Annotated in this window: 13 protein-coding genes and 1 pseudogene; 7 read left to right on the top strand and 7 right to left on the bottom strand. The window is 47.3% G+C overall.

Annotated elements, in window-relative coordinates; translation table 11 throughout:
* The 4 genes and pseudogenes from HNR75_RS01660 to HNR75_RS15430 all read left to right on the top strand — a co-directional run.
* On the top strand, positions 1-768 hold the full coding sequence (locus HNR75_RS01660) for a BRO-N domain-containing protein (protein ID WP_188025268.1): 768 nt from the start codon (positions 1-3) through the stop codon (positions 766-768).
* Positions 765-1,295, top strand: coding sequence for a hypothetical protein (locus HNR75_RS01655; RefSeq protein ID WP_188025267.1), 531 nt, complete (start codon positions 765-767; stop codon positions 1,293-1,295). Before HNR75_RS01660 ends, HNR75_RS01655 begins: the two co-directional genes overlap by 4 nt.
* An 11-nt stretch (positions 1,296-1,306) precedes the next feature.
* Positions 1,307-1,801 (top strand): MarR family transcriptional regulator, encoded by a 495-nt coding sequence (locus HNR75_RS01650; RefSeq protein WP_188025266.1) that lies wholly within the window; start codon positions 1,307-1,309, stop codon positions 1,799-1,801.
* A gap of 732 nt (positions 1,802-2,533) precedes the next feature.
* Positions 2,534-2,620: pseudogene (locus HNR75_RS15430) on the top strand (transposase); the annotation flags it as partial.
* A 123-nt stretch (positions 2,621-2,743) separates the two neighbouring features.
* On the opposite strand, the gene chrA reads toward HNR75_RS15430, so the two are convergent.
* From chrA to lspA, 4 genes are all read right to left on the bottom strand, one after another.
* On the bottom strand, positions 2,744-4,015 hold the full coding sequence (gene chrA, locus HNR75_RS01640; protein WP_425506753.1) for a chromate efflux transporter: 1,272 nt from the start codon (positions 4,013-4,015) through the stop codon (positions 2,744-2,746).
* Positions 3,951-4,244, bottom strand: a complete 294-nt coding sequence (locus HNR75_RS01635; RefSeq protein ID WP_246358674.1) for a TFIIB-type zinc ribbon-containing protein — start codon at positions 4,242-4,244, stop codon at positions 3,951-3,953. The genes chrA and HNR75_RS01635 overlap by 65 nt, the downstream gene beginning before the upstream one ends.
* Before the next feature lie 81 nt (positions 4,245-4,325).
* The gene (locus HNR75_RS01630) at positions 4,326-6,584 is read right to left on the bottom strand and encodes a heavy metal translocating P-type ATPase (RefSeq protein ID WP_246358672.1); all 2,259 of its coding nucleotides are present in this window, start codon (positions 6,582-6,584) and stop codon (positions 4,326-4,328) included.
* Between the two features lie 172 nt (positions 6,585-6,756).
* Positions 6,757-7,248, bottom strand: a complete 492-nt coding sequence (lspA, locus tag HNR75_RS01625) for a signal peptidase II (protein ID WP_188025264.1) — start codon at positions 7,246-7,248, stop codon at positions 6,757-6,759.
* A 224-nt stretch (positions 7,249-7,472) separates the two neighbouring features.
* Between lspA and lnt the strand changes: the two genes are divergently transcribed.
* Positions 7,473-9,029 (top strand): apolipoprotein N-acyltransferase, encoded by a 1,557-nt coding sequence (gene lnt, locus HNR75_RS01620; RefSeq protein ID WP_188025263.1) that lies wholly within the window; start codon positions 7,473-7,475, stop codon positions 9,027-9,029.
* 68 nt (positions 9,030-9,097) lie between these two features.
* On the opposite strand, the gene HNR75_RS01615 is transcribed toward lnt, so the two are convergent.
* Positions 9,098-9,739: a thiol:disulfide interchange protein DsbA/DsbL gene (locus HNR75_RS01615; protein WP_246358669.1), complete on the bottom strand. Its 642-nt coding sequence runs from the start codon at positions 9,737-9,739 to the stop codon at positions 9,098-9,100.
* A 55-nt stretch (positions 9,740-9,794) separates the two neighbouring features.
* A complete protein-coding gene (locus HNR75_RS01610; protein ID WP_188025262.1) occupies positions 9,795-10,847 on the bottom strand; it encodes a DMT family transporter in 1,053 nt (350 codons plus the stop codon).
* A 353-nt stretch (positions 10,848-11,200) separates the two neighbouring features.
* Between HNR75_RS01610 and dsbB the strand changes: the two genes are divergently transcribed.
* Both dsbB and HNR75_RS01600 read left to right on the top strand, forming a co-directional pair.
* Positions 11,201-11,710: a disulfide bond formation protein DsbB gene (gene dsbB, locus HNR75_RS01605; RefSeq protein WP_188025261.1), complete on the top strand. Its 510-nt coding sequence runs from the start codon at positions 11,201-11,203 to the stop codon at positions 11,708-11,710.
* A gap of 818 nt (positions 11,711-12,528) precedes the next feature.
* Positions 12,529-12,933 carry a hypothetical protein gene (locus HNR75_RS01600; protein ID WP_188025260.1) on the top strand — a complete coding sequence of 135 codons (405 nt, stop codon included), beginning with the start codon at positions 12,529-12,531 and terminating at the stop codon, positions 12,931-12,933.
* 254 nt (positions 12,934-13,187) lie between these two features.
* On the opposite strand, the gene glnG is transcribed toward HNR75_RS01600, so the two are convergent.
* Positions 13,188-14,612: a nitrogen regulation protein NR(I) gene (glnG, locus tag HNR75_RS01595; protein ID WP_188025259.1), complete on the bottom strand. Its 1,425-nt coding sequence runs from the start codon at positions 14,610-14,612 to the stop codon at positions 13,188-13,190.
* Positions 14,613-14,620 lie beyond the last annotated feature (8 nt).

Below are 14,620 nucleotides of genomic sequence, written 5' to 3'. Positions count from 1 at the left end.
ATGAACATTATTCCTTTCAATTTTGAGTCAAAACAGATCCGTGTTGTTGAAATCAACAACGATCCTTGGTTTGTGGCGACTGATATCGCGTCAATTCTTGAATATCGCGATGCTCACGACATGACCCGCATTCTTGATGATGATGAAAAGGGTACGCAGATTGTGCGGACCCTTGGTGGTGAGCAGTCAGTATCAGTAATCAATGAATCTGGTTTGTACTCTGCAATTCTTCGTAGCCGCAAGCCAGAAGCGAAAGCATTCAAGAAGTGGGTTACATCTGATGTTTTGCCGTCTATCCGTAAAACCGGATCTTATTCAGCAGCTGAGCTATCAAGAAAAGATCTCGCTTTGATGATCGTTCAGGCCGAAGAAGAAAAAGAAGCCCTGTTACTGATCAACAAACAGCAAGAAGAAGAGATCAGCCAGCTGCACACCCTGTTCAATGAAGGCATGACCCCTTCTCAGTTCGTTAAGAAACTGAATGGCGTTAACTGCCAGAAAGTAAATGAATTCCTTCTGGATAAAAATTGGTTACGCCACGACAAACACGGATGGCGCGTCAATTCTTATGCCCGCGATAAGTATCTTACTGAGAAAGAAACCAAGATCACGCCAGAAGACAAACCGTCTTTCATTAAATATCAGCCAACATTGCTCCGCGCTGGTGCCGTTCGCCTGTTTGATTTGTACGCCAAAGGAAAGCTGCCAATGAAAAAGACATGGGATGGCTTATTCACACATGACAAATCAATTGAGGTGGCGGCATGAACAATAACAGTAAAATAATAAGCCGCATTGAGAAGGTGCGCTCTATGAATGAATCAGTGTCATTGCTGGCAACGCCCACAGAATCAATTCATATGAATAAATATCAATCACACGATGTAGCCAATCAAGAACTATATATGAGCGCAGAACAAACATTCTCTACCATCCGTGAGGCTGTGGCCTGTTATCACGTCAAGCTTCAAGTATTGAACGGTGGCCCCTGGTATCAGAACGAGCAATACCGGATCAGGATGGAAGTAAGCCCCGACATAATTGCTTTAGCTATTCAGAACAACATTGAAGGCGCACTTATTGCTGAATATGGCGCAGAGCAGGGGGAGATAAACTCCGCTGAAATGCTTAACGCCATGATTGACGAAACGCAGCAATTTGAAAGCTCTGGCGAGCTGTCAGAACTTGGCGTCACAATTATGAGTGAGCTTTTCAATTCATGGGCTGAAATGGCTTTTGAGGTGCTCTCACAAGGTCAGCCATTAAACGCCGCCATGAGTCAGCCGATTCATTAAGAGGTGAATGTATGGGTTCTTCCGGTACGCAAGGACGAAAGAATGAGTACTGTTCACAAGGTGGTTTATGGTCTGACTGGAAGCATAAAGGCGGAATTCTTCAAATTCCTACCTGGGTATTTATGTGCGATGACTTCAAAACCCTGAATAATGCCTCCGTTCGTGTTTTGATTGCGCTGTTATGTCAGTACAACGGGGCAAATAATGGCGATTTATCAGCTACAAAAGCGGAAATGATAAAGCATGGCATCCGTAGTAGTGACACTATCAATCGGTCTGTAAAAGAGTTGATAGAACATGGTTTTATCGTTAAGACTCGCAATGGCTATGCTGGGGTTGATGGTCGCAGGATGTGCTCTTTGTATGCTTTAACATGGCTTCGTGTTGATGATATAGGCATTAAGTCAGGTGATAAATGGATACCTACAGTTAAGGGTACAAAGCGGGCTTTGCGTTTGGACTTTTCAGGGCCATATGACGGCAGTATTCAGTATGAGGCCGCGTAGCAACTGCAAGTAATCAAGATAACCCACCATAACCTAGTGGGTTTTTTTGTTTAATCTGGTAACTAAATTCGTTCCACTCAATTTCGATTTTTCCCACTCCGATAGTCGGAGCGGAGCCGCTCCGGGAGTCGGAGCAATCGAGCCTGTTTTTATCAGAATTTGCTACGATTTTTATCTTTTCCGCTCCGGTAGTCGGAGCAAAAACGCCATTTTTTAGCCTTCACCCGCTCCGATAGTCGGACCACTTAGTAATATTACCAGAGCAATAGGGTTAGACTATTAGTCTGAAAACGTCTGTTTTGATGCGCGAGGCCCAAAAACGGCAAAACAAAAACGGCCCTTCCTGCCGATTCAATGACTCAGCGCTCAGTTACTCCACCAGCAATCAACATCACCAACACAACATCGTACAGGCATCATGCTTCACCCATGCTTGATGATTATTTGACGGATGCTTGATTCATATATGCCAGAGCATTAACCAAGGCAGCCAATGATTAGCCAGATCAGCTAAACAGCCAGCGCAAAATTGCGTTGGCCTCACTATCTGAAAAATTAAAAATTCACATCAAGTTTAAGCCACATAAATGGCGTTTACATGGTAGATGTGATGTATGGCTATATGAGTGTTAATTTAGCTTTAAAATTGATTCTATGTGCTCTGTGCTGGCACTGGCTGGTGGTTCTGTGAAATAGCTTTGCTTAATTTTGAAACTCAAAAGAGAACACCCTATGCGCAAAGCTCGTTTTACTGAAAGCCAAATCATCGCCGTGATCAAAGCCGTTGAAGCTGGCCGAACCATGAAAGATGTCTGTCAAAACGAAACGCGGGGGGCTGATCCGTTGAACGAAACTCGTTTCTGGACAAAAGCTTCTTAGACTTTAAAGTTAACATTTGTTAACTAATTGCAGCGAAAGAGCGCCATCGTTCCGTCTCGTTAATCAAAGCATACTGACCAGCCAACCTGTTACACCACAGCTCGCCACGACTAACCAAGGCGGCAACTTCCAAAACATCAGTGTGATGAAAGCGACTAGCGCAATACCAAAATCTTTCGGTGTGTGAATGGCACTAGTCCATACGGGGTTATAGAGCGCTGCCAACAATAAACCCACTACTGCCGCGTTTATCCCCATCAGCCCAGCTTGCATTCGCACATTGCAGCGCAGTTGCTCCCAGAACGGTAATGCCCCTAGCACCAACAAAAATGACGGTATGAATATTGCGAGTAAACAGACTATACCACCGAGCCACCCTGACGGGGTGACATTCATTGACGCTCCCAAGAAGGCAGCAAATGTGAACAGAGGGCCGGGAACAGCTTGCGCCGCACCGTATCCAGCCAGGAACGCGTCATTACTGACCCAACCCTGAGGGACAATAGCTGTTTGCAGCAAAGGTAGCACAACATGGCCGCCGCCAAAAACCAAAGCCCCTGATTGAAAGAATACACTTATGTCTGCAATGGCTTGGTAAGGTAGCAACGATGCCAACATTGGCAGGCCCGCCAATAAACAGAAGAACAGTGTTAACCACAGCACACCAGACCGCTGACTGAATTGACCTAGGAACGAGGAATGATCTTCGTGGGATGTTGGTTTGAATAGAATAAGCCCCGAAATGCCAGCTACAACGATAGTTCCAACCTGACCAAGTGCCGATGGAGCTATCAACGCAACACAAGACGAAACCGTCATGATGACGATCCGAGGCGGATCGGTACATAGATTCTTTGCCATACCCCATACCGCCTGCGCAACCACAGCGACAGCCACCACCTTAAGGCCGTGCAGTCCTCCTTCTGGAATAGCTATCGCATGGCTCGATAGACCGAGTGCGAAGAAAATAAGTGCAATAGCCGACGGCAGCGTAAATCCTGCCCAGGCGGCCAAAGCCCCCACATACCCAGATCGAGATAGTCCGAGAGCGATCCCAACCTGACTACTGGCCGGCCCCGGCAGAAATTGGCAGAGAGCAACTAAATCAGCATAGCTGCGTTCGCTCAACCACTGTCTCCGTATCACAAACTCATCACGAAAATAGCTTAAATGAGCAATTGGCCCACCGAATGAAGTTAGACCAAGCCGGAGAAATATCAGGAAAACATGCCATGGATTTTGTTTTGCTATTGCCATACCCGACCTAATATCAGTCAAATAAATCCTTCCAGAACGACTTATGATGTCCGCCATGATGACGATCATTGTAACCATGTTTATCATGATATTGCCGTTCTTGATATACCGGCGTTGAATGGGGTGGTTGCTGAGGTGTTGGGCTGACAGGTGTACTGGATACAGCAGTTGAGCGCTCAATAATTTTATCAAGCTCTCCCCGATCCAGCCACACTCCTCGACATTGCGGGCAATAGTCGATCTCGATCCCCTGGCGCTCACTCATTATCAGCGTCGCATCTGCACACACCGGACATTTCATCATCATCTCTCCATCATAGATCTACTCAGATCTTTAATTTTTTAGATAACAGGTCACTACGGTGAAATAGCAACCTGTGCATTCACCTTATTTGCGAAGTAACCGTAAACCATTGCCGACAACCAGCAGGCTGGCCCCCACATCCGCAAATACAGCCATCCACATGGTACCTAAACCCACTAACGTTAGGATCAGGAACACACTTTTAATGATTAACGCCAAACTGATGTTCTGAACAAGAATCGAACGTGTTGCCCGTGAAAGCCGGACAAACGTGGGAATTTTATTTAAATCATCATCCATCAGTGCTACATCGGCCGTTTCTATCGCGGTATCGGTACCCATGGCCCCCATAGCGAATCCGATATGCGCTCTGGCTAGTGCAGGCGCATCATTAATGCCATCACCCACCATGCCGACCACGCCTTCCTGTCCGAATGATTCCACGGCTTGCAGTTTATCTTCCGGCAGCAGATCGCCCCGTGCCAGATCGATACCAACCTGTTGTGCAATTGCATCTGCGGTGAACTGATTATCACCTGTCAGCATCACGGTTTTCACACCTAAGCGGTGCAATGCACCAATAGCGGCATGGCTACTTTCTTTTACCGTATCGGCAACCGCGAACAGTGCGAGCACCCGGTGTTCATCTGCCAGCAATACAACGGTTTTCCCGAGCCGTTCCAGTGCTTCAATCTGTGCTTCATAGGCAGGCGTACAAAGATTCAGATCATGGATCAGCCGGTGATTCCCTAACGCATATTTTTTACCATCAATGACGCCGTATACACCACGGCCAGCAAGGGCTTCGAAGGATTCCACAGCAAACACGGGAGTCTGAACCTCTGCCGCCGCCGCCGCAATGGCGCGGGAAACAGGGTGATCACTTCGGCCTGACAGGCTGGCTGCCAGACTGCGGCAACGCACAGCATTCACATCCGACAGGATTTCAAAGTCGGTCTGTGCAGGTTTCCCATGAGTAATCGTTCCGGTTTTATCGAGCGCCAGCCATGTTAATTTGTGCCCTTCTTCCAGATAGACCCCCCCTTTGATCAGGATGCCATGACGGGCGGCTACCGCGAGTCCGCTGACAATTGTCACTGGTGTCGAGATCACCAGTGCACAAGGGCATGCGATGACCAGCAATACCAACGCCTTGTAGATCCATTCATGCCAGTCAGCGCCTGCAACTAATGGCGGTAATATGGCGACAAGCAACGCTACGATGAACACTGCCGGGGTATAGATGCGGGCAAAATTATCAACAAACCGCTGTGTCGGTGCCTTTTTCCCCTGCGCTTCCTCCACGGCATGAATAATTCTGGCCAGAGTTGTATTGCTGGCTGCAGCTGTCACCTGATATTCAAAAGAGCCGGATTCATTGATTGTCCCGGCGAAGACAGCATCACCTTCACTCTTTTCCACCGGCAGACTTTCACCGGTGATTGGTGCCTGGTTAACGCTCGAATTTCCCCGGATGATTTTGCCATCCAGTCCGATCCGTTCGCCCGGCTTGACCCGCACAGTTCGTCCAACCTCCACGGCACGAGCTTCCATTTCCCGCCAACTGCCATCGGGTTCTAATACGGTGACGGTTTCGGGCACCAGTTTCAGTAAGCCTTCAATCGCATTTCGTGCCCGGTCCAGCGATTTAGCTTCAATCAATTCGGCGATGGTAAATAACACCATCACCATAGCAGCTTCAGGCCACTGACCGATGAGTAATGCACCGGTAACAGCAATACTCATCAGCGCGTTGATATTCATGTTGCCATTACGAACGGCAATCCAGCCTTTTTTGTAGGTTGAAACGCCAGATAAAGCCACCGCCAGTATGCCCAGCAGTGCTGCCGACCATTCAGGGAAATCCATCCAGCTGGAAATTTCTGATGACAAAGCAAACAGGCCTGACAGTGCCAATGGCCACCATGATTTGGCTGGTTCTTTGGCTGTTGTCAGCTTGCCGCTGGTATCCGGTAGCTCCGGGCTGAAACCCAGAGAGCGAATAGCTTCCAGCACTGATTCCAGCGCTTCTGGTTCATGTACTACCGTTAAGACCCGTTGCATCAGGTTGAATTCCAGGCTCTTCACAGCTGCCATATTGCCTAGCTTTTTCCGGATCAGATTTTCTTCAACCGGACAATCCATTTGCATAATCCGGATCGGTGTACACATACCTTCCGCAACTGTTTCTGATGCGGTTAATCCAGTGAGATTGATCGAGGCGGGGGCACAGCATGAGCCACAAGAGCGGTCATGGTCATGCTCATCAGAACATACTGTTTCCTGCGGCACAGCAGCCACTTTATTTTTTACAAAGAAGTGCTCCGGTTCAGCGGGTGTCATAGCCTTAAATCTGGGTTTTGAACCCGGAACTGTTTTTTTATCGTGATGGTCATGATTACAACTGCGAGTCATGATACTACTCCGTCTTTTCCGTCTAGTTATAATTCAACACCCTAAAGTAACTACAGGGTCAAGCTGTGATCAGAAAAAAGTCTGTGATACTAAACGGAGATTAATTTCTGGCGGATTTTTCCTGACTGAAGGACAAACAAACCATAATGAACACAGCGGTCATTATAAAAATATCAGCCACATTGAATATGCCGGTATGCAAAGGGCCGATGTCCAGATACATAAAGTCAATCACCACGCCATGATTGAAAGCGCGATCAATCACATTACTTATACCTCCGGCAATCAGCAGGACGGCAGCCAGAGAACCCATGATAGTTAAATGCTTTTCCTGTACTACCCAGATAAATCCCACTAATAAACAAGCAGGGATGATCCCTGTGAAGATAACAATCTTCATAAACTCCGGCATTTGTGCGCCCAGCCCAAGAAATGCCCCCCGGTTTTCAGCAAGTATGAACTGGAATATTCCGCTCAGATATTTAACAGACACTCCCGGCTGAAGCCATTCCTGTGCCCAGACCTTTGTTTGTTGTTCGAAAGCAACACAACTGATGATTGCAACAGACAGAATAATAAAGCGTTTTAGCATATGGCTATTTCCCTGCATTCACTGTAAATTTCTTATTCAACACCCTGAAGGAACTATAGGGTCAAGACGAATAAATTTTTTTATCTGCCAGATAATCAGCGCTGTTGCCACCTGAAGGACTATGAGAATATCGGCGCGCTTTCAACAGAAAGCCTCTCAACTGAGCACCCAGTATTCTGTTTGCTGATGGGGTTTAACCTAACGGATCCGATGCCTAATTGAACATGAACAGGAATAATTCGCTGTGTTTCCCCAGCCATTCAAAATATGCCTCATTGAGCATATTTTTATGTGGCTGTCTTATGACCGGTACTTTTGCACCTTATAACTGGTGGCCGCTTGCTTTCATTGCTATGACAGGCTTTCTGTTTCATCTACAGAATCAAACACCATGGCGAGCTTTCCGTCTCTGTTGGTTGTTTGCGATGGGAATGAACATCACCGGCTTATCGTGGATCCACGTCAGTATGAGCACATTTTCCGGGATGTCGCTGGCAGCCGCTTATAGTCTGGTTGCGGTTTTATGCGCCTACCTTTCGCTCTATCCGGCTATGGTTGGCTATCTTCTTAACCGTTTTTTCCCGACAGGAAATGCCAGTCGGTTATTACTAGCATTTCCGGCCTTATGGCTAATGAGTGACTGGATGTTTGGTCAGGCACTGACTGGCTTTCCGTGGATGTGGATTGGATACAGTCAGACGGATACCTGGTTGGCTGGTTATGCTCCTCTTTTTGGTGTTCAGTCTGTCACGCTGGCCGTGGTCTGCACTTCAGCTGCATTAGTACTGGCAATCACACAACGCAAGATCCGCTGGTTGTTCATTCCAGTCATGTTGTTCATAGGCGGATATGGTTTGCAACGTCAGGAATGGACAACGCCAGGTGAAGAGGTTGATTTCGCACTGATACAGGGAAATATTCCACAATCGCTGAAATGGGAACCTTCTGAAATCAGGCCCACTTTGCTGAAATACCTGACACTGACACAGAAAAATATGGATGCAGATATTGTTGCATGGCCTGAATCAGCCGTGCCTGCGATGGAAAATGATATGCGTGAGTTCATGACAAACATGGATGAAACACTACGCAGTAAAAACACAGGCTTCATTACAGGGATCCAATACTACGACCAGCAGAATAATCAATCTTATAATGCCGTTGTCGGTATCGGCCTTATCGATAAAGAAGGGCAACAATCTTATCAGTATGGACGGAATAATCGCTGGTATAAACAGCATCTGGTACCCATCGGTGAATTTGTTCCCTTTGAAACGTATTTGCGGCCTCTGGCGCCCATTTTTAATTTACCGATGTCATCGTTCAGCAGAGGGAATGCCAAACAAGCCAATATTCTCGTCAAAGGATATAAATTCGCCACAGCAATCTGTTACGAGACAGAGTTCTCTGATGAGATGCGACAAAATATTCATGACGATACGCAATTTATCATGAATGTGTCGAATGACAGTTGGTTCGGAGAGTCGACCGGGCCGTGGCAGCATCTGAATATTGCCAGAATGCGGGCAATCGAGTTCGGAAAACCATTGCTACGCCCGACCAACAGCGGTGTTACGGCAGCGTTTGATGAAAAAGGCCGTCTGCTGGCCTCGTTGCCTCAGTTTGAAATGGCTGCTTTGCGGGTAAAAGTGAAAACAACGACCGGTACAACGCCTTACACCAAGTGGGGATCAATCCCGCTCGTTATTTATGTTGTCTCCTCGCTTCTTCTGGCTTATAGGCTGCAGGTTGTATCAATAGCAGGAATTTCGGTACGGTAGGCTTCTGGAAACGGGATTGCCATTCAGCTGATCCCGTTTTTGAGTTTTCCAGAAATGCGTATTACGTATTAATTTCGTTTTTTTGCCAAAAAATTAATCAGCTGAAAATACTCTTCTGCACTGTTAATACCTTCGGTTTTAACCCGGTATTTTTTATTAACGATCACCATCGGTACTGCATCTATCTTGTTAATGCGGGTGTTCTGATTGTATTCAGCGACCATGTCCGTCACTGTCGTACTCTCTATCGTTTTATCGAATACAGCACCATCAATACCAGCTTTGACAAATACAGTTCGAATATCTGCCCGGCTTCCTGGTTGTTTGCGCTCTTCATGGATCTGACGAAACAATGTAGCAGAGACCGATTCTTTGACATTCAGCAGCAGAGAAGCCGCATAAGCCCTCTGCAATTCAGCCCCCATATCCCCACCAATAAAGGCAACCGGAGTTTGTTTGAATGTAACTCCTTGCGGTAACTGTTTTTGCAACTCCTCCATCACTGGCTCAAACCGATAACAATGCGGGCAAAAAAATGAGAAATACTCCATCACTTCCGGTTGGGCTGAAACGACAGGCTGGAGCACCTCATAATTTACATTTTCTTTAAACTGTGGTGCAGCCTGTGTAAAGGGAACCCATAAGCAGACAAATAACAGCGCTACTTTTTTCAACATAGATGCTTCCTTGAATTTAGAATAAGCAGCCATATTAAAAAGCCTGTAGTGACTTTAGGGTCAAGTAAAATCAGGCATGACTGAACTTTTAGTCATGCCGGTGCTGGTGGTGCATGTCAGGGAAGTGAGCATGAGAATGACGTTGTGGATCATGCTTATGCAAATGGCTATGCTTAACGCCATCCTCTAAAGGAAAATCATGACTATGCTGATGATGTTCATCATGAATATGTTCGTGCTCATGTTCAATATCGGTATGAGTATGCTCGTGCTCATGATGCTCGGTCAGATGTAACCAGATCCCCACCGCCATGAAGCTACCGGCAATCACTAAGGTCAGCGTTAATGGCTCCCCCATCAGCAAGGCAATCAATGCACCGATAAATGGAGCAATCGAAAAATAAGCGCCCGTTCTGGCGGTGCCCAGATAACGCAGTCCAAGCACAAATAACGCCAGACTAACGCCGTAGGATAAGAATCCGACAACCATAGCCCCAGCCATAGCAGGCAGTGCTGGTAATGACGCGCCCAACAACAATGCCAGAACAAGGTTAACCACCCCGGCTGCCAGCCCTTTGACCGAGGCGATCCAGGTTGCATCAGAGAGTGATACCTTCCGGGTTAGATTGTTATCAATCCCCCACGCAAAACAAGCCCCCAAGATTGCCAGAGACGCCCATACATCAGAAAACTCGGCTTCGCCCGGCCAACTTAACAAGATCGCCCCGGCAACAATAGCGACCATGCCAAGGGCAATACGCCGATCAAAGTTTTCCTTGAAAGCAAACCATGCCAGCAGAGCTGTAAAAACACCTTCTGCATTTAATAACAATGAAGCCCCTGATGCAGGCGCATGCGTCAGTCCAAGCATCAGTAGCACAGGCGCAATAACCCCACCGGAGATGATAGCACCGATGAACCATAGCATTTCAGTGCGTGCTAGCCGGCAAGGTTCTGCCCGGCTGATGAGGCGGTAAATAGTTAGTCCCACACCTGATCCCAGATAAAGAAGTCCCGCCAGTAACCATGGACTCACCGAATCAAGCAACCATTTAGCCAGTGGAGTTCCTGCCCCAAATAGCAATGCCGCAAATAACGCTGCCGGAACACCCTGCTGCCGCAGTCCATCTATTATTTTCATCACATAAGCCTATTTTGCTGTAACTGTTAATTCTTACTTACATCATTTTCCTGATAATGATCTTCGCAGAGAATCTGTTGCTGAAAAAGTCATTTTTCACAACTCTTGAGGTCTCAGTATTTGCGCTGTCTCTGAGATATTGCTGCAAAAAACGGATGCCTATTAATTATTTGCCAGTTAGTGAAAAAAATCCGTGTCAGTGGCATGCTTGGCTCCGCAAGAATGTATTTATTCCGGTTGATGGATAACGATTCGCCGGATGAGCTTTCTGCTTACGAGTGTCTCTGCCTTTGGGAAACTCAATAAAACGTCAAGTATCCCGCTAATAAGCATTAATCAGATCGGATGGCAAAATGATTATTTTTATTCGTAAAATGACGCAGAACCGAATTGCATGGGCAGTGCTTCTCGGGTCAACCCTGTTTCTTGAACTCTGTGCCATGGTGTTTCAGCATGTAATGGGGCTACAGCCTTGCGTGTTGTGTATTTATCAGCGTGTCGCTGTTCTGGGGATCATGGCGGGGGCAGTGATAGGCTTCATCAATCCGAAGAATATGCTTCTGCGCTGGTCCGGTCTGTTGCTATGGGCTTATTCCTCGATTCAGGGCCTACAGATAGCGTTACAGCAAACTGATATCCAGCTTCATCCGTCACCATTTAACACCTGTGATTTATTTGTAACCTTCCCGCAATGGTTGCCACTGAATCAATGGATGCCATGGTTCTTCAACGGCACCGGCGATTGTTCAGAGATCCAATGGCAATTTCTGACGTGGACGATGCCTCAGTGGCTGATTGTGGCATTCGGTATTTATGTTGCGTGCAGCTTTATCATCATTTCCGGTAATTTAATCAAAAGATAATTATGCAATCTAACGCAAAATAATACTGCATCATGAGCAGGACGTCGTGATGCTGATGTTTGTTATCGCTTTATAACATTAACCGCATTTGGTTAATTGATGCTGAAACGCAAGAGATAGATTGTTGATGCTAACGCAGAATGGGGCATAAATGATTCAGGCTGTCATGTCTGGACAAAAGCAAGTTAGACTTCACTACCTAAAAACTGGTTTTCGGATAACCGCTCGTACTGAGAATTGCCAAAGGCCACACCCTGTTGCTACAGATTGCGTTGTAAGCGCTGGTTGAGAATTTTGAACGAATGACTGGTTGTGACTCATTGTTTCAGTTAATCCTTGTGGGTATGGTAATCCTCCCATTAAAAAGCTGTTGTTCTACGCAGAGATCCGCACTGCGAATTGCGAAAATCGCACACCACATTTGTTATATCTCAGCGGGCAATTCCATTCTGACAACCAGGTGAACAGCCCGCTGATGTCGAGTCTGGGTAGCGCGAAAGGTTGACGATTCGCATTTGCGAAACAGTGGGCGAGTCGCCACGTGCGGCTGATTACCGAGCGTAAATATGCGCTCAATGGTTTTCTGTCGGTGGCCTCCAGCTTTTTTAGGTCGTCACTGCAAAAAGAAAAGCCCACTAGCTGGTGGGCAAAAACTACAACGGGATAAATCTAGTCATCATTGTTTCAAGCCTATTTCACCCAAGATACCTGACATAAATAACAGGTGACTGTATCCTTTTATTGTGAGCTTCAAATGACTTTGCTATGAATGCGAGTAATCTATTTCCAAGGAAGAAGCATTAACGAGTTGGAATTGAATGAATATGATTAAACGGTTTTTGAAAATATCGCTGTTTGTGTTTATTGCCGTAGTTGTTTTAGTTGTTGTTGGTTCTAAATTCACAACAACAAACAAACCATTGCCAGCAGCGGAAGCAGCACCAAGCAAAGCAGCCAATCAACCGAAACCAAACCGCATCGATACCATGCTCCAGGTTAAGTCAGAGCGATCTGTGAAATCGCAGTTAAAAGATCCTGATTCAGCCAAGTTTGGCGCGTTCTATGTTTCAACCTCTGGTGCTGGCTGCGGAGTAGTGAACGCCAAAAACTCTTTTGGTGGCTATAGCGGAGAAAAACGATTTGTATCCGATGGGAAGATAGCAATCATTGAAGATTCAGATACCTCATTCAAAGAGGCATGGAAAAAGTTCTGTGCAAATTAACAGCCTATAATAAACGACAGACCCGCCTCAGTGCGGGTTCTTTGTTGTATGAATTTCAATTCGAGCTTCGCATTACGAATGAGATGCGCTCGATTCAATTACAGTGCTATTTCCCCATGCGGTAATAGCTTGTAGAACTACATCAAAAGACAGGACATTTTAAGCGGTGTGTCACATGGTGTGTCACAAAAAATAAAAAGGCATTAATCAATTAATGAAAATGCCTTTTATTTCAACGTTGTGCCTAATTGATATTAGTTCATATCCAGCTCTTTCAGCTTCCGGGTCAGCGTATTACGACCCCAGCCCAGCAGACGGGCCGCTTCCTGCTTATGGCCGTGTGTATGCTGCAGCGCGGTATTGAGCATGATCCGCTCGAACTCCGGCAAGGCTTCAGACAGAATATCCACTTCCCCCCGCGCCAGTTTCTGCGCGATCCATTGCTGCAGCTGTTCCTGCCAGCGCAGAGAGACGGGTTCTTTACCGGCGACCGGGCGTTCTTCGACCGGATGCAACAGTTCAGGCGGCAGATCGGACACCAGCACTTCCTGACCGGAAGCCATCACGGTCAGCCAGCGACAAACGTTTTCCAGCTGACGTACGTTCCCCGGCCAGGGCAGACGGCTCATATAGGCTTCGGTATCCGGATGCAGCATTTTCGCCTCGACATTCAGCTCCTTGGCTGCCCGCAACAGGAAATGCTGCGCCAGTTTCGGGATATCTTCACGTCGTTCGCGCAAGGAAGGGATATGGATACGGATCACGTTAAGGCGATGAAACAAATCCTCACGGAAATCACCATCCGCGACACGCTTTTCCAGATCCTGGTGGGTCGCGGCAATAATGCGGACATCCACCTGAATCGACTGATGTCCGCCCACCCGATAGAACTGGCCATCGGCCAGTACGCGCAGTAAGCGGGTCTGAACGTCCAGCGGCATATCGCCGATTTCATCTAAAAACAGGGTGCCGCCATTGGCCTGTTCAAAACGCCCCTGACGTACACTGTTGGCGCCGGTAAAGGCGCCTTTTTCATGCCCGAACAGCTCTGATTCAATCAGATCTTTCGGAATGGCAGCCATATTCAGGGCAATGAACGGTTTGGCCGCCCGTGGGCTGTGACGGTGCAGGGCATGGGCCACCAGCTCTTTACCGGTACCGGACTGACCATTGATCAGCACGGAAATAGAAGAACGGGCCAGACGACCAATGGCGCGGAACACCTCCTGCATCGCTGGCGCTTCACCGATAATTTCCGGCGCTGTGGTGGCGACCTGCTGACGGGCCCGGCGTTTATTTCTCTGCTCGTGCAGATGACTTTCAGCGCGCTGTACCAGGGCGACGGCTTCATCGATATCAAACGGTTTCGGCAGATATTCAAATGCCCCGCTCTGATAGGCATTGACCGCACTGTCCAGATCCGAATGCGCGGTCATGATAATGACCGGGATATCCGGCTGTTTTCCCTGGATGAGCTGTAATAAAGAGATGCCGTCGATACCGGGCATACGAATATCCGATACGATCACATCCGGAATATTCTGGTGATTATCCAGTGCTGCCAGCAGACTTTCACCATCTTCAAATGACAGGCATTCGAAATGTTCTGCACTCAGGGCCCGTTCCAGAACCCAGCGGATAGAGCTGTCATCATCGACAATCCAGACTTTGGCTGCCATGGTGTATA

Source organism: Tolumonas osonensis, from assembly GCF_014202415.1.
GTDB classification, from domain to species: domain Bacteria; phylum Pseudomonadota; class Gammaproteobacteria; order Enterobacterales; family Aeromonadaceae; genus Tolumonas; species Tolumonas osonensis.
This window is presented reverse-complemented; position numbering and strand designations above follow the sequence as displayed.

Bases quoted from the DNA above. Each gene is read 5' to 3' on its own strand.
- HNR75_RS01660 (WP_188025268.1), top strand. From the start codon at position 1: ATGAACATTATTCCTTTCAATTTTGAGTCAAAACAGATCCGTGTTGTT.
- HNR75_RS01655 (WP_188025267.1), top strand. From the start codon at position 765: ATGAACAATAACAGTAAAATAATAAGCCGCATTGAGAAGGTGCGCTCT.
- HNR75_RS01650 (WP_188025266.1), top strand. From the start codon at position 1,307: ATGGGTTCTTCCGGTACGCAAGGACGAAAGAATGAGTACTGTTCACAA.
- chrA (WP_425506753.1), bottom strand. From the start codon at position 4,015: ATGGTTACAATGATCGTCATCATGGCGGACATCATAAGTCGTTCTGGA.
- HNR75_RS01635 (WP_246358674.1), bottom strand. From the start codon at position 4,244: ATGATGATGAAATGTCCGGTGTGTGCAGATGCGACGCTGATAATGAGT.
- HNR75_RS01630 (WP_246358672.1), bottom strand. From the start codon at position 6,584: ATGACACCCGCTGAACCGGAGCACTTCTTTGTAAAAAATAAAGTGGCT.
- lspA (WP_188025264.1), bottom strand. From the start codon at position 7,248: ATGCTAAAACGCTTTATTATTCTGTCTGTTGCAATCATCAGTTGTGTT.
- lnt (WP_188025263.1), top strand. From the start codon at position 7,473: ATGAACAGGAATAATTCGCTGTGTTTCCCCAGCCATTCAAAATATGCC.
- HNR75_RS01615 (WP_246358669.1), bottom strand. From the start codon at position 9,739: ATGGCTGCTTATTCTAAATTCAAGGAAGCATCTATGTTGAAAAAAGTA.
- HNR75_RS01610 (WP_188025262.1), bottom strand. From the start codon at position 10,847: ATGAAAATAATAGATGGACTGCGGCAGCAGGGTGTTCCGGCAGCGTTA.
- dsbB (WP_188025261.1), top strand. From the start codon at position 11,201: ATGATTATTTTTATTCGTAAAATGACGCAGAACCGAATTGCATGGGCA.
- HNR75_RS01600 (WP_188025260.1), top strand. From the start codon at position 12,529: ATGAATATGATTAAACGGTTTTTGAAAATATCGCTGTTTGTGTTTATT.
- glnG (WP_188025259.1), bottom strand. From the start codon at position 14,612: ATGGCAGCCAAAGTCTGGATTGTCGATGATGACAGCTCTATCCGCTGG.